The sequence below is a fragment of the Pseudomonas sp. REST10 genome (assembly GCF_029542605.1).
Taxonomy (GTDB): Bacteria; Pseudomonadota; Gammaproteobacteria; order Pseudomonadales; family Pseudomonadaceae; genus Aquipseudomonas; species Aquipseudomonas khazarica.
Map to the genome: position 1 here is coordinate 462,989 of NZ_CP035677.1, position 26,508 is coordinate 489,496.

Annotated in this window: 18 protein-coding genes and 1 tRNA gene; 14 read left to right on the plus strand and 5 right to left on the minus strand. The window is 65.7% G+C overall.

Going from position 1 to position 26,508, the window contains the following annotated elements:
- The first annotated feature begins 397 nt into the window (after positions 1-397).
- The 8 genes from EWH21_RS02180 to EWH21_RS02215 all read left to right on the plus strand — a co-directional run bounded on the left by EWH21_RS02180 (position 398) and on the right by EWH21_RS02215 (position 14,405).
- Positions 398-3,169, plus strand: a complete 2,772-nt coding sequence (locus EWH21_RS02180) for a bifunctional glycoside hydrolase 114/ polysaccharide deacetylase family protein (protein WP_277699683.1) — start codon at positions 398-400, stop codon at positions 3,167-3,169.
- 7 nt (positions 3,170-3,176) lie between these two features.
- Positions 3,177-6,749, plus strand: coding sequence for a tetratricopeptide repeat protein (locus EWH21_RS02185; RefSeq protein ID WP_277699684.1), 3,573 nt, complete (start codon positions 3,177-3,179; stop codon positions 6,747-6,749).
- Between the two features lie 27 nt (positions 6,750-6,776).
- Positions 6,777-7,295 carry a hypothetical protein gene (locus EWH21_RS02190; RefSeq protein WP_037056873.1) on the plus strand — a complete coding sequence of 173 codons (519 nt, stop codon included), beginning with the start codon at positions 6,777-6,779 and terminating at the stop codon, positions 7,293-7,295.
- A gap of 5 nt (positions 7,296-7,300) precedes the next feature.
- Positions 7,301-8,668, plus strand: coding sequence for a PelD GGDEF domain-containing protein (locus EWH21_RS02195; RefSeq protein WP_277699685.1), 1,368 nt, complete (start codon positions 7,301-7,303; stop codon positions 8,666-8,668).
- A complete protein-coding gene (locus EWH21_RS02200) occupies positions 8,646-9,635 on the plus strand; it encodes a HEAT repeat domain-containing protein (protein ID WP_277699686.1) in 990 nt (329 codons plus the stop codon). The genes EWH21_RS02195 and EWH21_RS02200 overlap by 23 nt, the downstream gene beginning before the upstream one ends.
- A complete protein-coding gene (gene pelF / locus EWH21_RS02205) occupies positions 9,632-11,158 on the plus strand; it encodes a GT4 family glycosyltransferase PelF (protein WP_277699687.1) in 1,527 nt (508 codons plus the stop codon). Before EWH21_RS02200 ends, pelF begins: the two co-directional genes overlap by 4 nt.
- On the plus strand, positions 11,159-12,529 hold the full coding sequence (gene pelG / locus EWH21_RS02210) for an exopolysaccharide Pel transporter PelG (protein WP_047587640.1): 1,371 nt from the start codon (positions 11,159-11,161) through the stop codon (positions 12,527-12,529).
- Positions 12,530-12,821: 292 nt separating this feature from the next.
- The gene (locus tag EWH21_RS02215; RefSeq protein ID WP_277699688.1) at positions 12,822-14,405 is read left to right on the plus strand and encodes an aldehyde dehydrogenase (NADP(+)); all 1,584 of its coding nucleotides are present in this window, start codon (positions 12,822-12,824) and stop codon (positions 14,403-14,405) included.
- A 153-nt stretch (positions 14,406-14,558) separates the two neighbouring features.
- Here EWH21_RS02215 and EWH21_RS02220 read toward each other — a convergent pair.
- A tRNA-Arg gene (locus EWH21_RS02220) sits at positions 14,559-14,635 on the minus strand.
- Between the two features lie 339 nt (positions 14,636-14,974).
- On the opposite strand from EWH21_RS02220, the gene gabD reads away from it, so the two are divergent.
- Both gabD and gabT read left to right on the plus strand, forming a co-directional pair.
- A complete protein-coding gene (gabD, locus tag EWH21_RS02225) occupies positions 14,975-16,426 on the plus strand; it encodes an NADP-dependent succinate-semialdehyde dehydrogenase (RefSeq protein WP_037052695.1) in 1,452 nt (483 codons plus the stop codon).
- A gap of 188 nt (positions 16,427-16,614) precedes the next feature.
- Positions 16,615-17,895 (plus strand): 4-aminobutyrate--2-oxoglutarate transaminase, encoded by a 1,281-nt coding sequence (gene gabT, locus EWH21_RS02230; protein ID WP_037052697.1) that lies wholly within the window; start codon positions 16,615-16,617, stop codon positions 17,893-17,895.
- Positions 17,896-18,044: 149 nt separating this feature from the next.
- Here gabT and EWH21_RS02235 read toward each other — a convergent pair whose 3' ends face one another.
- The gene (locus EWH21_RS02235; protein WP_037052698.1) at positions 18,045-18,404 is read right to left on the minus strand and encodes a cupin domain-containing protein; all 360 of its coding nucleotides are present in this window, start codon (positions 18,402-18,404) and stop codon (positions 18,045-18,047) included.
- Between the two features lie 255 nt (positions 18,405-18,659).
- On the opposite strand from EWH21_RS02235, the gene EWH21_RS02240 reads away from it, so the two are divergent.
- Complete coding sequence (locus tag EWH21_RS02240; protein WP_037052700.1) at positions 18,660-20,153, plus strand: aldehyde dehydrogenase; 1,494 nt, start codon at positions 18,660-18,662, stop codon at positions 20,151-20,153.
- Between the two features lie 252 nt (positions 20,154-20,405).
- Positions 20,406-21,557, plus strand: a complete 1,152-nt coding sequence (locus EWH21_RS02245; protein ID WP_037052701.1) for an MFS transporter — start codon at positions 20,406-20,408, stop codon at positions 21,555-21,557.
- Positions 21,558-21,621: 64 nt separating this feature from the next.
- On the opposite strand, the gene EWH21_RS02250 is transcribed toward EWH21_RS02245, so the two are convergent.
- Positions 21,622-23,046: a PLP-dependent aminotransferase family protein gene (locus EWH21_RS02250; protein WP_134677606.1), complete on the minus strand. Its 1,425-nt coding sequence runs from the start codon at positions 23,044-23,046 to the stop codon at positions 21,622-21,624.
- A gap of 181 nt (positions 23,047-23,227) precedes the next feature.
- Here EWH21_RS02250 and EWH21_RS02255 point away from each other — a divergent pair, with 181 nt between their 5' ends.
- A complete protein-coding gene (locus EWH21_RS02255; RefSeq protein ID WP_037052706.1) occupies positions 23,228-23,452 on the plus strand; it encodes a DUF1127 domain-containing protein in 225 nt (74 codons plus the stop codon).
- A gap of 44 nt (positions 23,453-23,496) precedes the next feature.
- Here the strand turns inward: EWH21_RS02255 and EWH21_RS02260 are convergent, their stop codons facing one another.
- The gene (locus EWH21_RS02260) at positions 23,497-24,810 is read right to left on the minus strand and encodes an FAD-binding oxidoreductase (RefSeq protein WP_037052708.1); all 1,314 of its coding nucleotides are present in this window, start codon (positions 24,808-24,810) and stop codon (positions 23,497-23,499) included.
- Between the two features lie 148 nt (positions 24,811-24,958).
- Here EWH21_RS02260 and EWH21_RS02265 point away from each other — a divergent pair, with 148 nt between their 5' ends.
- Positions 24,959-25,312, plus strand: coding sequence for a YkgJ family cysteine cluster protein (locus EWH21_RS02265; protein ID WP_047588342.1), 354 nt, complete (start codon positions 24,959-24,961; stop codon positions 25,310-25,312).
- Positions 25,313-25,515: 203 nt separating this feature from the next.
- Here EWH21_RS02265 and gcvA read toward each other — a convergent pair whose 3' ends face one another.
- Positions 25,516-26,433, minus strand: a complete 918-nt coding sequence (gene gcvA, locus EWH21_RS02270; protein ID WP_277699690.1) for a transcriptional regulator GcvA — start codon at positions 26,431-26,433, stop codon at positions 25,516-25,518.
- Positions 26,434-26,508: the final 75 nt, after the last annotated feature.

Sequence of the window (26,508 nt, forward strand, 5' to 3'; positions counted from 1 at the left end):
AGTCTGGATTGAGGTTGCGCCGCGAACGGCTTCGTGACCGTCTGTCGGTGGAATGGGCGGCGGCATTCGCGAATCCGCGTCTTGACAGGTTTTTGGCGCTCCGCCTCGACACGGCTTTGTCCCTGATATTAAAGGGTTGTTTCCCGTGTGACGGATTTCACGTTAGTGTTCGACGGTAATTTGACTAACTTGAAGGGTGTTCGTTTTTTTGGTCATTGTCTGATCAAAAAATTGACATATCCTTGGTTGGGCTGATTCAATATGCCAGCTTTTTGATGTCAAGTTTCGCTCGGTTTCCGTGGGGTGGAGCCGGTTTCCTGACGTTTATGGGGGAAGTCTCGTCAGAGGCTTTTATCGAGCAGTAAGCGCACAAGCGCTCTTTCCAGTGCAGTAGGTCATGCAGGTGAAGTCCTCCAAGGGAATTGCCCGGCTTTTCGGCCTGGCGGTCGCATTTTTCGCTTCCACGACATTTGCTCAGCCTGCCAGCGTAGCCTTCTGGTACGCCGATCAGTTGCCCCTGCCCGAGTTGTCGCAGTTCGAGTGGGTGGTGGTCGAGCCCGGTCATGCCACGTCGAAGGATCTGGATTACCTCAAGGCCCAGGGCAGTGAAGTCTTCGCCTACCTGTCCATCGGCGAGTTCGCCGGCGATGTCACCCAGGCGGGGTTGAGCGAGGCGACCAGTGCTGTGCGCAACGCTGCCTGGAACAGCCAGGTGATGGACCTGGACGCGCCGGCCTGGCGCGAATACCTCTTCGAGCGCGCCAGCGCGCTACGCCAGCAGGGCTACGCCGGCCTGTTCCTCGACACCCTGGACAGCTTCCATCTGCAGGCGCAGGCGCTCCAGGACGGCCAGCGCGAGGCGCTGAAGAGCCTGCTGAACGAACTGCACCGGCGTGAACCGACACTCAAGTTGTTCTTCAACCGTGGTTTCGACGTGCTGCCGGAACTGCCGGGCGTTGCCGCCGCAGTCGCCGTCGAGTCCCTCTACGCCGGGTGGGATGCGGGCGGTGGTTACAAGTCAGTGTCGCAGAGCGATCGTGACTGGTTGCAGCTGCACCTCGACAAGGTGCGGGCCCAGGGCATTCCGGTGGTGGCGATCGAGTATCTGCCGCCTGAGCAGCGCGAAGATGCACGCCAGCTGGCTGCGCGGCTGACCGAGGAAGGCTTCATCCCCTACGTGACCTCCCCAGCGCTGAATGCCATGGGCATCAGCGGCGTGGAGGTCCAGCCCCGGCGTATCGCCCTGGTCTACGATGCGCGCGAGGGCGAGCTCGAAGACAATCCGGGGCACGTGCACCTTGGCGGCCTGCTCGAATACCTGGGGTACCGGGTCGACTACTGGCCGGCCGATACCACGCTGCCGCAGCGCCCGCTGAAAGGGCTCTACGCGGGCATCGTGGTGTGGATGACCAGCGGCTCGCCGGTGGATCGCGATTACTTCGAGAACTGGCTGGGCCAGCGCCTCGACGAGCAGGTGCCGCTCGCCTTTCTGGGCGGGATGCCCACCGAGAACGACAGCCTGCTGGATCGCCTGGGCATCCGCACGCGTTCGCAGCCGGTCGGCAAGGATGCCGTGCTGCTGTCCCACGACGCCACGCTGGTCGGCGGCTTCGAAGCGCCTTTGCGTCTGCGCACGCGGGACGTGCCGGCGCTGACCGTGACCGCGCCCGAGCGTACCCAGGCAGCGTTGTCCCTGGAGAGTGACGAACGTGTCTATGTGCCGGTGGCCACCGGGGACTGGGGCGGCTACGCGATGGCGCCCTATGTATTCGAGGAGGGGCTCGATCATCGGCGCTGGGTACTCGATCCGTTCGCCTTCATCACCCGTGCCTTCAAGCTGCCGGCGTTGCCGCGCCCCGATACCACCACGGAAAACGGCCGGCGCATCGCCACCGTGCACCTGGACGGCGATGGTTTCGTGTCCCGTGCCGAAGTCCCCGGTTCGCCTTACTCGGGTATCCAGGTACTGGAGGATTTCATCAATCCCTACCCGCTGCTGACCTCGGTGTCGGTGATCGAGGGTGAAGTCGGCCCGCGTGGCATGTACCCGCACCTGGCGCGTGAGCTGGAACCCATCGCCCGCAAGATATTCGCCGATCCCAAGGTCGAGGTCGCCAGCCACACCTTCAGCCACCCGTTCTTCTGGCAGCCGGAAAAGGCCTCGAAGCGCGAGAATTTCGAGGCGGAATACGGCTACATGATGGCCATTCCGGGCTACAAGACGCTGGACTTCACGCGTGAGGTCGTCGGCACGCGGGACTACATCAACCAGCGCCTGACCACCCCGAAGAAGCCGGTGAAGATGATCTTCTGGTCCGGCGATGCCATGCCCAGTGCCGAAACCATCAAGCTGGCGTATGACAGCGGCCTGCCGAACGTCAACGGCGGCAACACCGTACTGACCAAGGCCTACCCCTCGCTGACCGGTCTCTATCCGCTGATCCGGCCGACCTCCGGCGGGCTGCACTTCTACGCCCCGGTGATCAACGAGAACGTCTACACCAACCTGTGGACGGGGCCCTACTACGGCTTCCGCGACGTCCAGGACACCTTCGCGCTGACCGACAGTCCGCGTCGCCTGCGCGGCTTCCATCTCTATTACCACTTCTACTCGGGGACCAAGCAGGCCTCCATTCGGGCCATGCGCCAGACCTACCAGACCATTCTCGATGGCCAGCCGCTGTCGCTGTGGATGAGCGACTACATCAAGCGCGTCGAGGGACTGTACCGCGCCAGCCTGGCCAGGCGCAGCGACGGCAGCTGGCAGGTGAAGGGCCTGGTGGGCATGCGTACGCTGCGCCTGGATCCGGCCCTGGGCTGGCCGGACCTGGCCCGCTCCAGGGGCGTCACCGGGGTGCGTGATCTGCCGCAGGGGCGCTACGTGCACCTGAGCGGCGCCGATGCGCTGCTGGCCCTGCGCGACACCCGTGACCCGCGCCCGGCACTGGAAGAGGCGAACATTCCGCTGACCGCCTGGCGTTATCTGGACGACAAGCGCGTGACGTTTTCCTTCCAGGGCGAGTTCCCGCTCAGTTTCAGCGTGCGCTCGGCCGGTTCGTGCCATGTGAAGGCGGGTGGCGGCCGGTTCAGCGGCACGCACGACAATGGCGTATGGCACTTCGAATTGCCGATGAAGCAGGTGAGCGATGCGCAACTCATCTGCAACTAAGAAAAAGGTGCCGCGCACACGCCTGCTCAACCCCTGGATGATCCTGCTGGTTGCCGGGTTCGTGGTGGCGTTGCTGGCGCTGTCGTACAAGAGCGAGGACGTGTTCCTGCCGGACGCGGACGACACGCCGGACGCCGTCGCCATCAGCTACACCGAGCTGCTGATCAAGGCCCACCCGGAAGACGACAAGCTCAAGCTGCGCCTGATCGATCAGCTGATTCAGGTCGGTGACTTCACCCGTGCCCGCGAGTACCTGGAGCAGTTACAGGGCCGTCTGCTGTCCGCGACGCCCTTCTACTCGGCGATGCTCGACGTGCTGCGTGCCCAGGCCCAGCCGGACGGTATCAGCGATGCACAGCGGGCGGCGCTGATCGACGAACTGCGCAGCCTGAAGATCGCCGACCTGGACAATGCCATGCTGGAGCGCCTGGCGCGCTACTCGCTGGAGATCGGCGGGCTGGACGTCGCCGTGCTGGCCTACCGCGAGCTGGCCGAGCGCGACGGCGAGAAGCGCACGCACTGGCTGGGCGAGGCGGCGATCTGGAGCCTGGCCAACAACGACCAGAGTGGCGCGGCGCAGCTCTATGAGCAGCTGGCGGCAGAAGACAGCGACCCGCAGGTGCGCATGGAGCACCTGCGGGAAGCGTTCGATGCCCTGCTCGCGGCGAATCATCCCGAGCAGGCGGCGCAACTGCTGGCCCTGCACCTGGACGAACTCGACGCGCAACAGGCTTCCCTCGACTGGCTGGCTGCGGGTGTCGATGCCGCCCAGGGCGGGCGCCGCTACGACCTGGCGGAAAGCTTCATTCAGCGCTGGCTGAGCCTGAAGAGGGACGACCCGCGCGCACTGACCGCCGATTTCCACCTGAGCCTGGCATCCGGTGCGGTGGACCGGGCCTGGCAGCTGGCGCCCGAGTTGCTGGCGCTGACGCCCGACGACTACGACATGGTGGCCGAAGTGGCGCGCCTGGCCGAGTGGACCGGACACACCCAGCAGGCGCTGAGCTACTGGGTGCAGATGCTGGCGCAGCGCGAAGACCCGGAGCTGCGTGAGCGGGTCTGGCGCTATGCCCTGCAGCTGTTCGATTTCGACCAGGTGATCGCGACGCTGTCCACCATCGACGCCCACCGGCAGATGACCGATGTGGAGATCGACACCCTGGTCTACAGCCACGAGACCCGCGGCACCCCCGAGGATGCCGAGGCCTGGCTGGTGGCCTACCTGCAACGCTATCCCAACCACCTGTTCGCGCGGCAGCGTCTGCGCATGCTGATGGAGAACACGCAGCAGTTCAGGAAAGAGGTGGAGCAGTGGCAGGCCCTGGCTGCACGCGGGCCGCTGACGATCAAGGAGCGCATCCGCTGGGCCAAGGTGCACTGGAACCTGTTCGAGCCGGACCAGGCCTGGCAGGTGCTGACCGCAGCCGATTCACCCGAAGTGGACGATCCCGATTTCTGGCAGCTGCGTGCCAATCTGGCCTGGGAGCTCGAGCGCGATGGGGAAGTGCGCGCCTCGTACGATCGCCTGCTGAGCCTCAACGTGCCGTTGGGCCTGGAGGATGAGGATCGCCTGATTCGCCTGTACTGGGATATCGACCCCAAGCGCTCCCTGCAGATTCTCATCGATAGCTGGCAGCGCACGGGCCGGGTGACGCGTCTGATCGTCGCGCTGCAACTGGCCGAGACGTTGCGTGACTGGGATGCCCTGCGAGCACTGCTGGTCGATGCGGAGAAGTCGCCCAACGGACGTGACAACTCGCAGTACTGGATTGCCCGTGCTGCGCTGGCCGCCCAGGACGGCAATTTCGATCAGGCCCAGGCCTACTACCAGCAGGCGCTGGCCCTGTTCCCCGATGACAACCTGGTGCGTCAGCGCATCCTGTGGTTCTACATCGATAACACCCAGCGCGACTCGCTGGCGCAACTGCTGCCGGAGTGGCGTGCTTTGGCCGTGACGGACAGCCGGCTGTGGCTGCCCTATGCCACCGGCTACATGTTGCTCAACAACACCCAGGAAGCCTTGCGCTGGTTCCGTCAGCACCTCAAGTCGAATCCAACCGATCGCCTGGTGCTCGCGGCCTATGCCGATGCGGCCGAGGCAGCCGGCTACGAGGACCTGGCCTGGCGTCTGCGCCGCCAGCTGCTGCGCGACCTCAATCTGCAACGCGTCACCGCGACGCCCGAAGGCTATGCCATGTACCTGCGCCTGCTGGCCGGGTCGCAGGGCACGCTGACGTCGCTGGCGCAGGCGAAGCGTCTGTGGAACGGCGAGCAGGCGACGCTGCAGCTGTGGTTCGAGCATTTCCTCGAGCGCCTCGATGCCAGCAACCAGTCGGCGCTGAAGGACGACTGGCTGGCCTGGGGGGCAGCGCGCGGGCTGAAGGCCGGCAGCTACGACGAGATCCAGCAGGCCCTGCGCAACGACAACCACGCGCAGATGCAGCGTCTGCTCGAACACGGCGGACTCGATGCCGCGAACACGGTGGAAGTGCTCTCGCGTCTCGGCCATGAGGGCGAAGCGCTGGCCTCGGGACTCAGTGCCCAGGGCGATGGGCAGCCGGATTCGATTCGCCAGCAATTGCTCTACCAGACCACTGGCATGCTCGAGCGCTCCCCGCAGGGCCTGCAGCTGGGCTGGCGCAAGACCGACTTCGGCGACCTGGACTTCAAGGGGCCGCGCCTGCAGGTGGCCCGCTACCTCGGTGATGACTGGTATGCCGACCTGCAGCTCGAGCAGGGCCGCTACAACAGCTCGAACCTGGACAGCGCGGTACTCGGCAACGAGCGCAACCTCAAGCTGGAGGCGCGCCGCACGCTGGACGACGGCGACCTGCGCCTGATTCTCGACAGCAGCCTGCGCGACGACGATGACCGCCATGGCCTGGGCATCGAGCGCAGCTGGCGCCTGAGCTCGCGTGATGAGCTGGGGCTGGCGTTCGACTGGCACCGCGAGGCCGAAGACACCGGCCTGCTGCGCGCCCTGGGCATGCGCGACGGCGTGCGTCTCCGGGGCCAGCACGGCTTCTCCGCGCGTGACCAGTTGAGCTGGTCGCTGACGCACAACCGCTACAGTTCCCGGCAGGGCGATGCCATCGGCAGTGGCCAGGGCGTGTCGCTGGAGTGGGGCCACACGGTGTTCTTCGACGACCCGTCCTGGTTGCTGCGCTCGGGCGTGGACTATCAGAGCAACAGCGTGGAGAGCGAGGTCGCGACTGACCTGCTCAGCGCCAATGGCGGTGCCTACATTCCGTTCGACAACGAGCCGGGCGCCACGATCGAAGGCACCGAGCTGATGCAGAGCCGCTATGGTCAGCTCTATGTCGCCAGCACCTGGCGGCGAGGCTTCCCGGGCGCCCTGAACAGGACACGTCCGCAGTTCACCTGGATGATCGATACCCTCGCCGGCTGGCAGTGGACGGAGCGGCAATTCAACTACGGCATCAACGTCGGCATCGGCGTCGAGCTGTTCGGCGACGACGAGCTGGCCATGACCCTCGGTTACCAGTCTGCCCCCAGAGGGGGGGAGGGTGATCCCGGTGGTTCGCTCGGTATTACCTACAGCATCCGTTTCGGGCGCTAAGCAAGGATTCTCAAAGGAGGAATGAAGATGCAAAGCATACGTTGCCTGGCCCTGGTGGCCATTGCACTGTTCGTCACGGGTTGCTCCAGTTTCAGCGGCGGCGGCAACCAGACGCTGCCGCGCGATGCCTCGTGGGGCGTCGCCCCGCTGGTCAACTATGCCCAGGCGCCGCAGGCCGGCGAGCGCGCCGAGCAGATCCTGATCAGCATCCTGGCTGAAGAGGGTGTGACCCCGCTGATGTACCCACAGCAACCGCAGAAGGACCTGCTGCTGCAGGACGACCGTGAGCGTCAGAGCCAGGCGCTGGCCTGGGCGCGTGAGCAGAAGCTGGCCTACGTGATCACTGGTAGCGTGGAAGAATGGCAGTACAAGAACGGCCTGGACGGCGAGCCGGCAGTCGGCATCAGCCTGCAGATTCTCGAACCGGCCAGCGGCCGTGTGGTCTGGAGTTCCAGTGGCGCACGCGCCGGCTGGTCCCGTGAGAGCGTTGCAGGTGCTGCCCAGAAAGTGCTGCGCAAACTGGTAGGTAACCTCGACTTCGAGTAATCACGATGCAGTCTGCCCACAAGGATTTCACTCTAGCGCCAAGGGCCAGCGGCCGCGTTTCCTGGTGGGAAAGCTGCCTGCTGACGCTCCTGGCCCTCGGTTTCGGCTACTGGCTGTCGCCGGCGGACCCGCTGCTCGTGGCAGCGTCGTTCCCCTGGATGATCCTGGTGCCGATACTGCTCGGCGTTCGCTACGGATTCCTCCAGGGGCTGTTCAGTGCGGCGCTGCTGATCGCGGCGCTGTTCGTGTTGCGCATCGCGGGGCACGAGCTGTACGCGGATACGCCAGCCTCCTTCATCGTCGGCATGCTGCTGTGCAGCATGCTGGTCGGCGAATTTCGCGACATCTGGGAACGTCGTCTGGAGCGCCTGAGCCTGGCCAACGAATACCGCCAGCTGCGCCTCGACGAGTTCACCCGTTCCCACCACATCCTGCGCATTTCCCACGATCGTCTGGAGCAGCGGGTGGCCGGCAACGACCAGAGCCTGCGCAGCTCGCTGCTCAGCCTGCGCCAGCAACTGCGTGCGCTGCCGGGGGATCACGATGCGCTGAAGACGCTGGCCGATTCGGTGCTGTCGCTGCTCGGCCAGTACGGCTCGCTGCGGGTCGCGGGACTGTACCGGGTCATCGACAACCAGCGTATCGCCCAGCAGCCGCTGGCCGTGCTGGGGGAGATGGGCGAACTCAAGGGCAACGACATCCTGCTGAAGCAGTGCCTGGAGCGTGGCGAACTGGTCAGCGTGCGTTCCGACGTGCTCGATCGTGGAGAGGGCGGGCGCCATTCGATGTTGCAGGCCTGTGTGCCGCTGATCGACACCGAGGAGCGCATCCTGGCCGTGCTGGCCATTCAGCAGATGCCGTTCTTCATGTTCCATGAGCGCAGCTTCAGCCTGCTGGCCATTCTCGCCGGGCACATCGCCGACCTGCTGATGAGCGATGCACAGGCCCTGCAGCTGCCGGATGCCGACGCCCAGCAGTATTCGCAGCTGCTCAAGCGCTCGCTCAGCGATGCGCGCGATCATGGCCTGCCGGCCAGCCTCTTCGCCTTCGAGCTGGCGGAGGACAACGGCGAGGAGGTCCAGCGCCTGCTGGAGAGCAGCCAGCGTGGTCTGGATGTGCAACTGAAGGTCATCAACGGGCGCGACAGTCGCCTGGTGCTGGTCCTCCTGCCGCTGACGTCGGGCGAGGGCTCCAAGGGCTATCTGGTGCGTCTGAAGCAGCTCTTCGCCGAGCGCTTCGGCCAGGGTCGCGAGCTGGAATCACTGGGTGTGCAGACCCATCGATTCCTCTTCGAAGGCGGCGACGAGCGCGATGCGCTGCGGCACTTCCTGTTCAACGAGTGTGCCCTGAATGATCAGCAAGTGGCTGTTTAGCGGCGCCGCGCTGCTCGAACTGGGCAGCTGGGCCAGTGCGGTCAGCGACCTGCCGGCACACCAGGCAGCGTTGCTGTATGCCTCTGCGCATGGCCTGGGCAGCGCCATGCTGACCGCCGGCATCTGGCTGCTGCTGCCACGCCGTTATCGTTTTCCGCTGCCGTGGAGCCCGCTGTTCATCTTCAGCCTGTCGTTCTTCATTCCGCTGATCGGCATGATCGGCGTCGCCCTGGCGCTGTTCCCCGCGCTCTACCTGCCGCGCAAGCGCAAGGTCCAGCCCTGGGAAGCGACGGCGGTGCCCGAGCTGCCGTTCCGCCCACGGGAGCGCACGCGCGAACTGATGTTCAGCGACGGCGGCCTGCAGGACGTGCTGCGCCACGCGCCGGACCCGGACCAGCGCCTGACGGCGATCTTCGCCACGCGGCGCATGCGCAGCAAGGAAGCCATCCCGATTCTCAAGCTGGCCCTGCGCGACCCCTCCGATGACGTGCGCCTGCTGGCCTACTCGATGCTCGACCAGCGCGAGAGCCGCATCAACCAGCGCATCGAACAGGCGCTGGCGAGCATGGAAAAGACCAAGGCCGAGCGCAAGTTCGCCCTGCATGGCCAGCTGGCGCGCTGGTACTGGGAGCTGGCCTACGTCGGCCTGGCCCAGGGCAGCGTGCTCGAGCACGTGCTGCAGCAGGCCTGGAGCCATGTCGGCACGGCGCTGCAGGGCGAGCCGAGTGGCGAGATGCATCTGCTGGCCGGGCGTATCGCCATGGAACTGGGCAACCTGGACGAAGCCTCGTCCCAGTTCGAGCAGGCGGCGCAGACCGGCACGGGCGCGGCGCAGCTGGCGCCCTACCAGGCCGAGATCGCCTTCCGCCGGCAACGCTACGACGAAATCCCGCAGATGCTGGCCAGCATGCCGGCTGACATGTTGCAACGCCCCCCCTTCGCGGCATTGGCAAAATACTGGCTATGAGTGAGAAAACCACCGTTCCCGACGTGCAGAACGTCGATATCTGCCTGCTGCTCGAGGGTACCTGGCCGTACGTGCGCGGCGGTGTTTCCAGCTGGATCAACCAGCTGATCCTGGGCCTGCCCGAGCTGACCTTCTCGGTGCTGTTCATCGGCGGCCAGAAGGAGGCCTACGGCAAGCGGCACTATGCGATTCCGGGCAATGTCGTGCACATCCAGGAACACTTCCTCGAGGACGCCTGGAGCGCCATGCCCGCGACCAGCTCGCGGGCGACACCGGAGCTCGCCGAGCTGATGATGGACGTGCACCGCTTCCTGCATTACCCGGAAGAACCGGGCAGCGAGCAGGGCGATGCCTTCGTCGACACCCTGGCGGTGGGGCGCATCGGCCGCGAGGCGTTCATGCAGAGCCGCGCCAGCTGGGATGCCATGGTCGATGGCTACACCCAGCACTGCGCCGACCCCTCGTTCGTCAACTACTTCTGGACGCTGCGCTCGATGCAGGCGCCGCTGTTCATGCTCGCCGAGGTGTCCCGGAGCCTGCCGCGCGCGCGTATGCTGCACTCCATCTCGACCGGCTACGCCGGCCTGCTCGGTAGCGTGCTGCAGCGCCGCTGGGGTTGCCACTACCTGCTCAGCGAGCACGGCATCTACACCAAGGAGCGCAAGATCGACCTGGCCCAGGCGGGCTGGATCGCCGAGAGCCCGGACGAGCGCCTGAGCACCGGTCTGGATGCGGAAGTCAGCTACATCCGCCGCTTGTGGATCCGCTTCTTCGAGCGCATCGGCCTGATCACCTATCGCTCGGCGCATTCGATCATCGCCCTGTACGAAGGCAATCGCCTGCGCCAGGTCAGCGATGGGGCGCCGGCCGAGCGTACCCGGGTCATTCCCAACGGCATCGACCTCGACAGCTGGGACCAGGCGCTGGCCAGCCGTCCCGAGGGCGTACCGGCGGTGGCGGGGCTGGTCGGGCGCGTGGTGCCGATCAAGGACGTCAAGACCTTCATCCGCGCCATCCGTGGCGTGGTCAGTGTCATTCCGGAGGCCGAGGGCTGGATCGTCGGCCCGGAAGAGGAAGACCCCGACTACGCCGCCGAATGCCATAGTCTGGTGGCGAGTCTCGGTCTGCAGGACAAGGTGCGCTTTCTCGGTTTCCGTCAGGTGCGCGAGGTCGTCCCGCAGCTGGGCGTGATGGTCCTGACCTCGATCAGCGAGGCGCAGCCGCTGGTGGTGCTGGAGGCCTGGGCGGCCGGTACGCCAGTGGTGACCAGCGACGTCGGCTCCTGTCGCGAGCTGGTCGAGGGCTTCAGCGAGGAGGATCGCCAGCTCGGCACGGCTGGTGAGGTGGTGGCGATCGCCGACCCCCAGGCCACCTCGCGGGCGATCCTCTCCCTGCTACGCGATCCGCAGCGCTGGCATGCCGCCCAGGCGGTCGGCCTCGAACGTGTGCGGCGCTACTACACCGAAGAACTGATGCTCGCCCGTTACCGCGAGCTGTACCGCGAAGGCACGGAGAGCGCGTAGATGGCCGGCATAGGTTTTGAACTGAGGAAGATCCTCTCCAAGGACTCCTACACCTCGACGATGCGCGCCTACCTGTATGCCGGCCTGATCAGCTCTGGCCCCTGGGTGCTGTCGATCATCAGCGTGATGCTCATCGGTGTGCTGAGCCTGGGGGCGGTGCTGCCGGAAACGCTGATCGGCCAGTTCCTGGTCACGGTGACCTACCTGATGGCCACGTCGCTGATCCTGACCGGCGGCCTGCAGCTGTTCTTCACCCGTTTCGTCTCCGATCGCCTGTTCGAGCGCCGCCTGGACATGATCCTGCCCAACCTGGTGGGCATCCTGCTGCTGGTCACGGTGTTCTCCGGGCTGCTGGCGATCGTCGTGCTGAGCCTGCTGTTCGAGCAGTCGTTCTCCTACCGCCTGCTGGTGATGGCCAACTTCGTCGTGCTGTGCAACCTGTGGCTGGTGATCATCTTCCTGTCGGGGATGAAGGCGTACAACCGCATCCTCGGGGTGATGTTCCTCGGCTATTCGCTGATGGTGGCATCGGCCTACCTGCTGCGCTTCCTGAACATCGACGGCCTGCTGCTGGGCCTGCTGATCGGCCACTCCAGCCTGCTGTTCATCTTCCTCTTCGACATCCTCCGCGAGTATCCGGCCGAGCGCCTGGTCGCCTTCGACTTTCTCAAGCGCCGCCAGGTGTTCATCAGCCTGCTGCTGACCGGGCTCTGCTACAACCTGGGCATCTGGATCGACAAGTTCATCTTCTGGTTCAACCCGACGACCTCGGAAGCGGTGATCGGCCCGTTGCGCGCCTCGATTCTCTACGACCTGCCGATCTTCCTCGCCTACCTGTCGATCATCCCCGGCATGGCCGTGTTCCTGGTGCGCATCGAGACGGACTTCGCCGAATGGTACGAGCGTGTCTACGACGCGATCCGGGGGGGGGAAACCCTGCAGCACATCGGCTGGCTGAAGGAGCAGATGATCCTGGCGATCCGTCAGGGCCTGATGGAAATCTGCAAGGTGCAGGGCCTGACGCTGGTGCTGCTGTTCCTGCTGGCGCCGCAGCTGCTGTCGTGGCTGGGCATCTCCCACTACTACCTGCCGCTGTTCTACATCGACGTGATCGGCGTGAGCATCCAGGTCGTGTTCATGGCCCTGCTCAACGTGTTCTTCTATCTGGACAAGCGCGCCATCGTGCTCGAACTGTGCGTGCTGTTCGTACTGGCCAACGGTGCGTTGACCCTGTTCAGCCAAATGCTCGGCCCGACCTTCTTCGGCTACGGCTTCACCCTGTCGCTGCTGCTGTGCGTGCTGCTGGGCCTGTACCGGCTCAATGACGCGCTGGAAGACCTGGAGTTCGAGACCTTCATGCTCAGTCGCTGACTGCGCACCAGCTGCAAGACCTGCCGGCCCGCCAGAGGGCCGGCGCGCCCCTCGCTGTCGCGCTGCAGCGACGTCCCTCCATATTTCGGACCTCACCGCCGCCACAGGGCAGGCTGTCGTGCCCGATCGCCTGCAGGAAAGTCGCGAGACTGTCGGGGGAGGACAAATACCTAAGTCATCACTTATCATACGTCCTACAACTGTGCAGACGGTTGCGAATCCCGGCATTGCCGCCGGGCTCATACAGTGTCCTGATGGCGCCCCGTTCGCCATCATCTGACAGGAGAACGCCATGCTGAGTCTGACTGGCCACAATTACATCGGCGGTGAGCGCCGTGCTGCGGGCACCGTGGAGCACAAGAGCCTCGACGCCAGCAGCGGTGAAGCGCTGCCCTACACCTTCATCCAGGCCACGCCGGAAGAAGTCGACGCCGCTGCCCAGGCCGCTGCCGCCGCCTATCCGCTCTATCGCAACCTGTCGGCCGTGCGCCGCGCCGAGTTCCTCGAGGCCATCGCCGACGAGATCGACGCCCTCGGCGACGACTTCGTCGCGCTGGTCACCCGCGAGACGGCGCTGCCGGCTGCCCGCATCCAGGGCGAGCGTGGCCGTACAAGCGGCCAGATGCGCCTGTTCGCCAAGGTCCTGCGTCGCGGCGACTTCTATGGTGCACGCATCGACCGCGCCCAGCCGGAGCGCCAGCCGCTGCCGCGTCCGGACCTGCGCCAGTACCAGATCGGCGTCGGCCCGGTCGCGGTCTTCGGTGCCAGCAACTTCCCGCTGGCCTTCTCCACCGCTGGTGGCGATACCGCGTCCGCCCTGGCGGCCGGCTGTCCGGTGGTGTTCAAGGCGCACAGCGGCCACATGGCGACCGCCGAGTGCGTGGCCGATGCGCTGATCCGCGCCGCCGAGAAGACCGGCATGCCCAAGGGCGTGTTCAACATGATCTTCGGCGGCGGCGTCGGCGAGATCCTGGTCAAGCACCCGGCCATCCAGGCCGTAGGCTTCACCGGTTCGCTGAAAGGCGGTCGTGCCCTGTGCGACATGGCCGCTGCCCGTCCGCAGCCGATTCCGGTGTTCGCCGAGATGTCCAGCGTCAACCCGGTGATCGTCCTGCCGGGTGCACTGAAGGCGCGCGGCGCCACCGTGGCCAAGGAACTGGCCGGTTCCGTGGTCCTGGGTTGCGGTCAGTTCTGCACCAACCCGGGTCTGGTCATCGGCATTCGCAGTGCCGAGTTCAGCGAGTTCGTCGCCGGGCTGGCCGATGCCATCGGCGCACAACCGGCGCAGACCATGCTCAACGCCGGCACCCTGCGCAGCTATGCCAACGGTGTGGCGCAGCTCAACGGGCATGCCCGGGTCAGCCGCCTGGCAGGCAACGAGCAGGCCGGCAACCAGGCCCAGCCACAATTGTTCAAGGCCGACGTCAGCATGCTGCTGGAAGGTGACCACCTGCTGCAGGAAGAAGTCTTCGGCCCGACCACCATCGTCGTCGAAGTCGCCGACAGCGCCGAGCTGACCCGCGCCCTGCAGAGCATGCACGGCCAGCTGACCGCGACCCTGATTGCCGAACGCGACGACCTCGAGGCCTTCCGCGACCTGCTGCCGCTGCTGGAAGTCAAAGCCGGCCGCGTGCTGCTCAACGGCTACCCGACCGGCGTGGAAGTCTGTGATGCCATGGTGCATGGCGGCCCGTACCCGGCGACCTCCGACGCCCGTGGCACGTCCGTCGGCACCCTGGCGATCCACCGCTTCCTGCGTCCGGTGTGCTACCAGAACTACCCGGACGACGTCCTGCCGCAAGCGCTGCAGAACGCCAACCCGCTGGGCATCCAGCGCCTGGTCGACGGCGTGCACAGCCGCGACGCCCTGAGCTGATTCGAGCGCTGTAACGACGAATGCCGCACCCCTGGGTGCGGCATTCTTCATTGCGCCGGCCAAGCCCCTGTGTCGCGACGCCCGGAGGGGCTCCTGGCCGCGCCGAGCGGAAACGAAAAAGCCCCAGGTTTTCACCTGGGGCTTTTCATTATCTGGCGCATCCGGCGGGATTCGAACCCACGACCCCTGCCTTCGGAGGGCAGTACTCTATCCAGCTGAGCTACGGATGCGTTGCGGGGCGCAATCATACGCATGTCGGCGGTTAGCGTCCATTGTGCATGAGTGTTCGTTATTTCAAACGAGCTTTACACTTTTTGCCCTGTCGAGGGCCCCTATTACAAGTTTTTTGTCATTCTTTCGTCGATTTAGCCCCTCCGGGTATTGCCCTTTACCCGTGCCGATCCTAGGATTCGTTTGAGATTTCAAACGCAGTGTTCAGCTATTCCGAACCCTTCGCCAATCCGTCACTCTGAATCCATTACCCGGCCCACGTAGCGCTGTACGTTGCGTGGACCCTGCTCAATGACTCCACCCCCGACGCCTGGCGTCGGCATCTGAAGGAGACTGCCATGCAACTGCAAGACGCCCAACTGTTCCGCCAGCAGGCCTATATCGATGGCCAGTGGCTGGATGCCGACAGCGGCCAGACCATCGCCGTGAACAACCCGGCGACCGGCGAGATCATCGGCCACGTACCGAAGATGGGCCGCGCGGAAACCCGTCGCGCCATCGAGGCCGCCGAGAAGGCGCTGCCGGCCTGGCGCGCGCTGACCGCCAAGGAACGTGCGGGCAAGTTGCGTCGCTGGTTCGAGTTGCTGATGGAGAACCAGGACGACCTCGGCCGCCTGATGACCCTGGAGCAGGGCAAGCCGCTGGCCGAGGCCAAGGGCGAGATCGCCTACGCCGCCTCCTTCATCGAGTGGTTCGCCGAGGAAGCCAAGCGCGTCTACGGTGACGTGATTCCGGGTCACCAGCCGGACAAGCGCCTGATCGTGATCAAGCAGCCGATCGGTGTCACCGCCGCCATCACCCCGTGGAACTTCCCGGCCGCGATGATCACCCGCAAGGCCGGCCCGGCGCTGGCCGCCGGTTGCACCATGGTCATCAAGCCGGCGTCGCAGACGCCGTTCTCCGCCCTGGCCCTGGTCGAGCTGGCCGAGCGCGCCGGTATTCCGCAAGGCGTGCTGAGCGTGGTCACCGGCAGCGCCGGTGAAGTGGGTGGCGAACTGACCGGCAACCCGATCGTGCGCAAGCTGTCCTTCACCGGTTCGACCGAAATCGGTCGCCAGCTGATGGCCGAATGCGCCCAGGACATCAAGAAGGTATCGCTGGAGCTGGGCGGCAACGCGCCGTTCATCGTCTTCGACGACGCCGACCTGGATGCCGCCGTGGAAGGCGCGCTGATCTCCAAGTACCGCAACAACGGTCAGACCTGCGTGTGCGCCAACCGCATCTACGTGCAGGATGGCGTGTATGACGCCTTTGCCGACAAGCTCAAGGCCGCTGTGGCCAAGCTGAAGATCGGCAACGGCCTGGAAGATGGCACCACCACCGGCCCGCTGATCGACGAGAAAGCGGTAGCCAAGGTCCAGGAGCACATCGAGGACGCGCTGGCCAAGGGCGCCAAGCTGGCCCTGGGCGGCAAGCCGCATGCCCTCGGTGGCACCTTCTTCGAGCCGACCATCCTGGTCGACGTGCCGAAGAACGCCGCCGTGGCCAAGGAAGAGACCTTCGGCCCGCTGGCGCCGCTGTTCCGCTTCAAGGACGACGCCGAAGTGATCGCCATGGCCAACGACACCGAATTCGGCCTGGCCTCGTATTTCTACGCCCGTGATCTGGGCCGCGTGTTCCGCGTGGCCGAGGCGCTGGAGTACGGCATGGTGGGGATCAACACCGGCCTGATCTCCAACGAAGTCGCGCCGTTCGGCGGCGTGAAGGCGTCCGGCCTGGGCCGTGAGGGTTCCAAGTACGGAATCGAGGATTACCTCGAGATCAAGTACATGTGCCTGGGCGGCATCTGATTCGGAAACCTGATGGTTTCCAGATGGGGGCAAGGTGCGAAAGAGCGCGCGGCGCCCCCGGTTGTACCGAGTAGAACCTGTTGCGTCCCCGCCGGCCCGGCGCAGTCGATCATCGTATGCTGCGCCGACCACCCGCCGGGGGCATTCATCCTTTCACCGAGCCGCCCGATGACGGCCATGAGGACACCATGAGCAAGACTAACGAATCCCTGTTGCAACGCCGCCAAGCCGCCGTACCGCGCGGTGTCGGCCAGATCCACCCGATCGTCGCCGAGCGCGCCGAGAACGCCACCGTCTGGGACGTCGAGGGTCGCGAATACATCGATTTCGCCGGCGGTATCGCCGTGCTGAACACCGGCCACCTGCATCCGAAGGTGATCGCCGCCGTTCAGGAGCAGCTGGGCAAGCTGAGCCACACCTGCTTCCAGGTGCTGGCGTACGAGCCCTACATCGAACTGTGCGAAGAAATCGCCAAGCGTGTGCCGGGCGACTTCGCCAAGAAGACCCTGCTGGTCACCTCCGGCTCCGAAGCCGTCGAGAACGCGGTGAAGATCGCCCGTGCCGCCACCGGCCGCGCCGGCGTGATCGCCTTCACCGGCGCCTACCACGGCCGCACCATGATGACCCTGTCGCTGACCGGCAAGGTGGTACCGTACTCCGCCGGCATGGGCCTGATGCCCGCCGGTGTGTACCGCGCCCAGGCGCCGTGCCCGCTGCATGGCGTGAGCGAGGACGAGTCCATCGCCAGCATCGAGCGCATCTTCAAGAACGACGCGCAGCCGCAGGACATTGCCGCGATCATCATCGAGCCGGTCCAGGGCGAGGGTGGTTTCTACGTCAACTCCAAGCCGTTCATGCAGCGCCTGCGTGCCCTGTGCGACCAGCACGGCATCCTCCTGATCGCTGACGAAGTGCAGACCGGTGCAGGCCGTACCGGCACCTTCTTCGCCACCGAACAACTGGGCGTGATCCCGGACCTGACCACCTTCGCCAAGTCCGTTGGCGGCGGTTTCCCGATCTCCGGCGTGTGCGGCAAGGCCGAGATCATGGACAAGATCGCCCCCGGCGGCCTGGGCGGCACCTATGCCGGCAGCCCCATTGCCTGCGCCGCGGCCCTGGCCGTGCTCAAGGTCTTCGACGAAGAGAACCTGCTGCAGCGTTCCAACGCCGTGGGCGAGATGCTCAAGGCTGGCCTCAATGCCATCGCCGCCAAGCACAAGGTGATCGGTGACGTGCGTGGCCTCGGTTCGATGGTCGCCATCGAGCTGTTCGAAGGCGGTGACCACGACAAGCCGGCGGCCGAGCTGGTCGGCAAGATCGTCGCCCGTGCACGCGAGAAGGGCCTGATCCTGCTGTCCTGCGGCACCTACTACAACGTCATCCGCTTCCTGATGCCCGTCACCATCCCTGACGCGCAGCTGGAAAAGGGCATCGCCATCGTCGCCGAGTGCTTCGACGAGCTGGCCTGAGCCGCGTCTGTCATACCTGCGCCCGCGGCTTACTGGGCCGGGCGCCCCTGAGACCCGCCATGTGCGGGTCTTTTTTTGCCGGTGCGGTGGGCAGAAAAAGGCCCGCACATGGCGGGCCAAAGGGTGACAAGCAACAGGAACCGGGGCGCTTAACTGGGCTCGAAGATCACATAGACCTTGCGGCAGGTTTCCAGGACTTCCCAGGTGCCGGAGAAGCCGGCAGGAATCACGAAGCGGTCGCCGGCGCGTACAGTCTTGGCGTTGCCATCGGCATCACGCAGTACGGAAACGCCCTGGAGGATCTCGCAGTATTCGTGCTCGGTGTAGCTCACCGTCCACTGGCCGACAGCGCCTTCCCAGATGCCGGTGCTGAACTGGCCGCAGGGGCTGCTGTAGTGGTTGCGCACGCTCTGCTCGGGGTCGCCCTTGAGCACTTTCTCCTGGGCTGGGCGATAGTGTTCGGGGGCGGTGTTGGCCTGGGCGAAGTCGACGATCTGCTCGATGTTCATCTGGCGTATCCATGGTGATCGGTGGCGACGAGCGCACGGCCTGGAGGGGCCGCGACGGGAGTAGCGTGGCGGCAGTCTATGTTTAATAAAACGAACATGACAAGGCTTTTTGCACGACTTTGTCAAAAATATTGAAAAGCCCCAGCCCAGTGGTTTAGTGTGGCGAACAGGATTTGGCCAGCGAACTGGCCTTGCAGAATTATTGACAGTGCGCGCCTGAACAAGGCGCCACTTCCACCTTATGAGGATGCCGGAATGACTAGCCTGACTCGTGCCGACTGGGAACAGCGTGCCCAGAACCTGACCATCGAAACCCGCGCGTTCGTGCAGGGCGAGTACCGCGATGCGGAGTCGGGTGCCACCTTCGAGTGCATCAGTCCGGTCGATGGCCGCCTGCTCGGCCTGGTGGCCAGCTGTGACCAGGCTGACGCCGAGGTGGCGGTCAAGAACGCCCGTGCCACCTTCGACTCCGGGGTCTGGTCGCGCCTGGCGCCGGCCAAGCGCAAGAAGGTGATGATCCGCTTCGCCGAACTGATCGAGGCGCATGGCGAGGAGCTGGCGCTGCTGGAAACCCTCGATATGGGTAAGCCGATCAGCGACTCGCTGAACATCGACGTGAGCAGCGCGGCCAATGCCATCCGCTGGAGCGGCGAGGCCATCGACAAGATCTACGACGAAGTCGCCGCCACCGCGCATGACGAGCTGGGCCTGGTGACGCGCGAGCCGGTCGGTGTGGTTGCGGCCATCGTGCCGTGGAACTTCCCGCTGCTGATGACCTGCTGGAAGCTCGGCCCGGCGCTGTCGACCGGCAACTCGATCATCCTCAAACCCTCCGAGAAGTCGCCGCTGACCGGTATCCGCATCGCCCAGCTGGCCATCGAGGCCGGTATCCCGGCCGGTGTGTTCAACGTGCTGCCGGGCTTCGGTCACACCGTTGGCAAGGCGCTGGCCCTGCACATGGATGTCGACACCCTGGTGTTCACCGGCTCGACCAAGATCGCCAAGCAACTGATGATCTACGCCGGTGAGTCGAACATGAAGCGCGTCTGGCTGGAAGCCGGCGGCAAGAGCCCGAACATCGTCTTCGCCGACGCGCCGGACCTGCAGGCCGCTGCCGAGTCCGCCGCCAGCGCCATCGCCTTCAACCAGGGCGAGGTGTGCACCGCCGGTTCGCGCCTGCTGGTGGAGAACGCCATCAAGGACAAGTTCGTGCCCATGGTGGTCGAGGCGATCAAGGCCTGGAAACCGGGTAACCCGCTGGACCCGGCCACCAATGTCGGCGCGCTGGTCGACACCACGCAGATGAACAACGTGCTGGCCTACATCCAGGCCGGCCACGAGGACGGCGCCAAGCTGGTGGCTGGCGGTAGCCGGGTGATGGAAGAGACCGGCGGTACCTACGTCGAGCCGACCATCTTCGACGGCGTGAGCAACGCCATGCGCATCGCCAAGGAAGAAATCTTCGGCCCGGTGCTGTCGGTGATCGGTTTCGATACCCAGGAAGAAGCGGTGGCCATCGCCAACGACACCATCTACGGCCTGGCCGCCGCGGTATGGACCAGCAACCTGTCGCGTGCCCACCTGGTCGGCAAGGCGCTGCGTGCCGGTAGCGTGTGGATCAACCAGTACGATGGCGGTGACATGACCGCACCGTTCGGTGGCTTCAAGCAGTCCGGCAACGGCCGTGACAAGTCGCTGCATGCGTTCGACAAGTACACCGAACTGAAAGCGACCTGGATCAAGCTGTAAGGCCAGTGGGGCGTCTTCTCCGACGTTGACCCGGAAGATGGTCGGCGGCGCTGCCTACGTTCGGCGATGCGCTGCGATCACTGCTCACTCCGTGACCCGGTGATCGGCTCCCCTCTCCCGTTCATGGGCAAGGGGGAGAGGGCCGGGCGTTCAGCGAAACGGCCGGCGACCGCGCTCTGAAACCTGCGGCCGGGCTCCCTGCGGAGTCCGGCCGTTGTCTTTGCAACGGCTCGGCAACCAAGGAAGTGAGTCATGCGTTGGGGCACCTATTTCGCCGTCTGTTCGGCGGTCATCAGCATCGGTCTGGCACTGGGCGTGACCATGCCTCTGGTTTCGCTGCGCCTGGAGAGCTGGGGCTACGATTCCTTCGCCATCGGCGTGATGGCCGCGACACCGGCGGTCGGCGTTCTGCTCGGTGCTTCGCTGGCCGGGCGCCTGGCGGCGCGCTTCGGCACCACCGCACTGATGCAGGCGTGCCTGCTGCTCGGTGCGCTGTCGGTGGCCCTGCTGGCGCTGGTGCAGAGTTACGCGGTATGGGTGGCGCTGCGCCTGTTCATCGGCGTGGCGCTGACCGTGGTGTTCATCCTGGGCGAGAGCTGGATCAACCAGCTTGCCGTGGAGAAGTGGCGCGGGCGCCTGGTGGCCCTGTATGGCACCGGCTACGCCCTCAGCCAGCTCAGCGGCCCGCTGCTGCTCACGGCCCTGGGCACGGATACCGATAGCGGCTTCTGGACCGGCGTCGGCCTGCTCATCGGCGGGTCGCTGATCCTGCTGGGCCGCAGCGGGGCGCCGCGAGTGGATGCACACAGCGCCTCGGGGCGCGGCCTGGCGGTGTTCTGCCGGAAGATGCCGGCGATCGCCTGGGCGGTGATGCTGTTCGCCGCGTTCGAGGCGATGATGCTGACCCTGCTGCCGGTCTACGGCCTGCGCCAGGGCTTCACCCAGGAAGTGGCCCTGTTCATGGTCAGTGTGGTGGTGGTCGGTGATGCGGTGCTGCAGTTGCCGATCGGCTGGCTGGCCGATCGCATTTCGCGGCAGTTGCTGTTCCGCTGCTGCGGCCTGGTGCTGCTGGTGTCCAGCCTGGCGATTCCCGCCCTGCTGCATACCGCGCTGATCTGGCCGTTGCTGGTGGCGTTCGGCGCGAGCGCCGGCGGCCTGTTCACCCTGTCGCTGATCCTGATCGGCGAGCGCTACCGTGATGACGAACTGGTACGGGCCAACGCCCATGTCGCGCAGCTGTGGGGCATCGGCTGCCTGATCGGGCCGCTGACCACCGGCGCGGTCAGCCAGTGGATCAGCGGCCATGCCTTACCCCTGCTGATGGCGACCGGCGCAGCCGTCTTCGTCGTCCTGGCCTGGCGCGACGAGGGCTTGTCGGCCGCGCCGGCGGAAGGGCACTCCTAGCGCGCCGCCAGCAGCAGGGCACGCAGACGCAACGGGCGCACGCCGGCCTTTTGCAGGTCAAGGCTCAGTCGCTCAGTTCGCTCAGCAACTCGCTGATGGTCGCGCCGATCTGTCGCACCGCCGCCTCGATGGCCTCGCTGGGTGGTTCGGCGTAGTTCAGGCGGATGCAGTTGCGGTACTTGCCGGCTGCGGAAAAGATGCTGCCCGGCGCGATCTGGATCTTGTGTGGCAGCAGGGCGCGGTTGAGCTTCTGGCTGTCGAAGCCCTGCGGCATCTCTACCCAGAGCATGAAGCTGCCCTGGGGGCGGCTGACCCGCGTGCCGGCCGGGAAATAGCGGCTGACCCAATCCACCATCAGGTCGCGGCTGCGCAAATACTGCGCGCGCATGCGCCGCAGGTGGGGCTCGTAGTGACCGTCACGCAGGTACTCGGCGACGGCCACCTGTGGCAGCTGGGCGGTGCTGCCGGTGCCCAGGTACTTCATGTGCACCACCTGCTCCAGGTAGCGTCCCGGGGCGATCCAGCCGACCCGCAGGCCGGGTGCCAGGGTCTTGGAGAAGGAACTGCAGAACAGCACGCGGCCGTCCTCGTCGTAGGACTTGATGCTGCGCGGGCGCGGATAACTATAAGCGAGGTCGGCGTAGACATCGTCCTCGATGATGGCCACGTCGAAGCGTTGCGCCAGGGCGACCAGGGCGCGCTTGTTGGCCTCGGGCATGATGTAGCCGAGCGGGTTGTTGCAGTTCGGCGTGAGCTGGATGGCCTTGATCGGCCACTGCTCGAGCGCCATTTCCAGGGCTTCCAGGTTGATCCCGGTCAGCGGGTCGGTGGGCAGCTCCAGTGCCTTCATGCCGAAGCCCTTGAGGGCCTGCATCACGCCGTGGAAGCTCGGCGAGTCGACGGCGACGATATCGCCGGGCTGGCAGATGGCGCGCACCGCCGCCGAGAGCGCTTCATGGCAACCGGTGGTGATCACCAGGTCCTCCGCCGCCACCTGGCAGCCGGAGTCGAGCATCAGCCGGGCGACCTGCTCACGCAGGCGGTTGTCACCGCGTATGCCGCCGTAGGTGAGGATGTCCGGGTCCTGGCGACGGGCCTGGCGGGACAGGTTGCGCAGCAGCGGTTTCAGTGTCGGGCTGCTGATGTCGGGCCGGCCGCGACCGAGCTGCAGGATGTCGTGCTGCGGGGAGCTGCTGATCAGCTCCAGCACGTGGTCCCACTGCGAGACCTCCACCGGCCGCTGCGCCGCCCGGATGATCTGTGGCAGCGCCGGCACCTGGCGTTCCAGCGGCACAAAATAACCGGACTTCGGCCGTGGCGCGGCCAGGCCCATGTCTTCCAGGTGGCGGTAGGCCTGCTGCACCGTGCTGAGGCTGACGCCGTGCTCCTGGCTCAGGCTGCGCACCGAGGGCAGGCGGTCACCGGGGCGGTAGAGGCCCTGTTCGATGCGTGTGCCCAGCAGTTGGGCCAGGTTCATGTACAGCGTCATGACAGTTACCCGGAAAACTCAGACTGTGTGGTTTGACCAGTACAGATTCGCGCAGAAAATCCAATTCAGCCGGAATCGAGCGGAATCTGTATGGAGTTAATAAGAGTTTTTTGAATCTGTCATGTATTTTCTGACAGCGGCATCCTGATCTCCCATGACAGAAGGCAACGGGAGCATGACGATGACCAGTTTCAGCAAGACAGACCTCGCAGCTGCGAGCGGGCCCGTTCGCAGTGCGGCCGAGCCGCGCGCGACCCGCTACTTCGGGCGCAACTGGCCGGCCTTCTGGCGTCGTCTGAACACCCGCGGCATGCTGCGCAAGCTCAACGACCAGCAACTGCGCGACATCGGCCTCACTCGCGCGCAGGCCGAGCGCGAGGTCTGCCTGCCGTTCTGGAAGCTGTAGCCCGACGGACATCCGCGCCGCTGCAGGCGCGGCTGCCGCTGTGCCTACAGCAGCTCTTTCAGGCGGTGCCAGGCCATGCCCAGGGCCAGGAGTGGCGAGCGCAGATGCTTGCCACCCGGGAAGGTCATGTGCGGTACCTGGGCGAACAGGTCGAAGCCCTGGCTGGCCTGGCCGGCGATGGCTTCGGCGAGCAGCTTGCCGGCCAGGTGCGTGGCGTTGACGCCGTGGCCGGCATAGGCCTGGGCATGGAACACGTTGGGCTGATCCTTGAGGCGACCGACCTGCGGCAGGCGATTGGCGCCGATGCCGATCATGCCGCCCCACTGATAGTCGATGCGCACGTTGGCCAGTTGCGGGAACACCTTGAGCATCTTCGGCCGCATGTAGCCGGCGATGTCCGCCGGGTCGCGTCCGGAGTAGTGGCAGGCGCCACCGAACAGCAGGCGGCGGTCGGCCGAGAGCCGGTAGTAGTCCACGGTCACGCGCTGGTCGCACAGCGCCATGTTCTGCGGAATCAGCTCACGGGCCTGCTCCTCGGACAGCTGCTCGGTGGCGATGATGTAGCTGCCGGCCGGCAGCACCTTGCCGCTGAGGCTCGGGTTGAGTCCGTTGATGTAGGCGTTGCAGGCCAGCACCAGGAAGCGTGCGCGGACCTGGCCCTGCGCGGTGTGCACGCGCACCTCGTTGCCATAGTCGATGCGGGTGACCGGCGACTCCTCGAACAGCTGCACGCCCAGCGACTGCGCCGCGGCGGCTTCGCCGAGCGCCAGGTTGAGCGGGTGCAGGTGGCCCGAACCCATGTCGATCATGGCACCGTGGTAGTTGCGGGAACCGACTACCTCGTGGATGCGCTCCTGCGGAACCAGGCGCAGCTCGTGGCGGTAGCCGAGGCTTTCCAGCTCGGCCTTGTCCTCGGCGAAACCGTCGAGATGGGCCGGCTTGTTGGCCAGGTCGCAGTAGCCCCAGGTCAGGTCGCAGTCGATCTGGAAGCGCTCGACACGCTCGCGCACGATCTCCACCGCCTCCAGGCCCATCAGCTTGAACTGGCGCACGCCTTCCTTGCCCACCACCGACTCGAACTGCTCGACGTCATGGCCCACGCCGCGAATCAGTTGCCCGCCGTTGCGCCCGCTGGCACCCCAGCCGATCCTGCGCGCTTCCAGCAGTGCCACCGACAGGCCTTTCTGGGCCAGCTCGATGGCGGTGTTCAGGCCGCTGAAGCCGCCGCCGACGATGCACACATCCACCTGCAGCTCACCGCCCAGGGGCGGGTAGGCCTGCTGGCGATTGACGCTGGCGGCGTAGTAGGAAGCGGCATGCTGTGGGCTGTGGACGGGCTGTTGAACGCGGGCGTTCATGTGCGAAATCCTGATTTTGGTGTGTGGAAAATTTAACGCAGGATAAGCGCGTGATCCGCCCGACGCCAAGAGGCAAGCGGAAAAAAGCAGGATTTATCGGCGGGCCGGGCGCTGTAGACTGTGCCCTTCGTTCCCCGGATGCCCAGGCATGAGCTGCACTGACCGCAAGATAGACTACCTGCGCCGACAGATTCCGCGCTTCGACTGCGTGCCGGGCTGTCACGACTGCTGCGGGCCGGTCACCGCATCGTCGCAGGAGCTGGCGCGCCTGCCGGTGAAGAGCGATGCCGAACATGAGGCGGCGCTGGCCGAGTACAACTGCGTACACCTGGGGCCCAATGGCTGTGAAGTGTATGACCAGCGCCCGCTGATCTGCCGTCTGTTCGGCACCACGCCGAACCTGCCGTGCCCGCATGGACGTGCCCCCGAGCAGCCCATCGAGCCGGCCATGGAGCAGCAGGTACACCGCCTGATCGCCAGCACGCGGCAGCGACTGCTGTAGGGAACACTTGGGCTCGGGGCGAAAAGTCGTCGAGCTAAAGTCAGGCAATCGCGATGGCGGCCCCGCGCAATCGCCCGAGGAAGCGCAGTCTGCGTGCTGTGAACGAGCATTCTGAGCGCGTCTCAACGCAGCATCATTTTCGTGCAAAGCCTGGCTCGCCAGGCCAGGTCCCTGGCGTACGTTGCGCTGCGTGTCGCCGGCAGTTAATGCTCGGCCAGAACCTGTTCCAGGGCTGCGCGATCGGCCTGCGCAGTGGCGCATATCCACTCCCTGACCACGGTGATGGCCGGGTTCGCGTCATGGCGCGCTGGCCAGACCAGCCAGTAGGCGTAGTCGTTGGGAATCCGTAGTTGCGGGCAGGGCATGAGCAGACGCCCGGTGCGCAAGTCGCCCGCCGCCAGAAACAGGCGCCCCAGTGCGATGCCCTGTCCGTCGGCGGCAGCCTGGAGGGCGAGGGCGGAATCGCTCAGGTTCAGCCCGGCGGGCACCGCCAGGTCAGGGTGACCGGCAGCGCTGAACCAGCGGCTCCAGTTTCCTTTCGGGGTGTCGTGCAGCAGGCGATGACCCAGCAGGTCGGCGGGGGTGCAGGGCGTTGGCAGGGCCTGCCGCTGGGCCGGGCTACACACCGGGCTCAGGGTTTCCGTGGCCAGCAAGGCACTGTTCAGGCCGGGCCAACCGCCGGGGCCTGACCTCAAACCGAGGTCGAAACGGGTGTCCTTGCCACCCCACAGCTCGGCGGTGGTGGTCAGTTGCAGATCGATCTCCGGGTGGGCGGCCTGGAGCGCGGGAAGGTGCGGCATCAGCCAGCGTGAGGCCAGCGACGGCAGTACGCTCATCCGCACCGGGCCATTGGCTGGGCGCCGGGCCGTGGCGCTGGCAGCGGCGATACGGTCCAGCGCCGGCGTCAGGTCCTTCAGGTAGGCGGCCCCTGTAGGGGTCAGGGCCAGCACCCGGCCTCGCCGTTCGAACAGGGGTTGGCCCAACCATTCCTCCAGCAGGCGTACCTGATGGCTGATGGCGGCCTGGGTCACCGCCAGTTCATCGGCGGCACGGGTGAAATGCAGGTGGCGGGCGGCAGCTTCGAACGCGCGGACTGCTCCCAGCGGCGGCAGACGGCGCATGAGCCTCTTCCATTAGCTGTATTTATCCAATGCCCGAGATTAGATCATTTCCCCACCGCTGAAAACGCCGGTTAA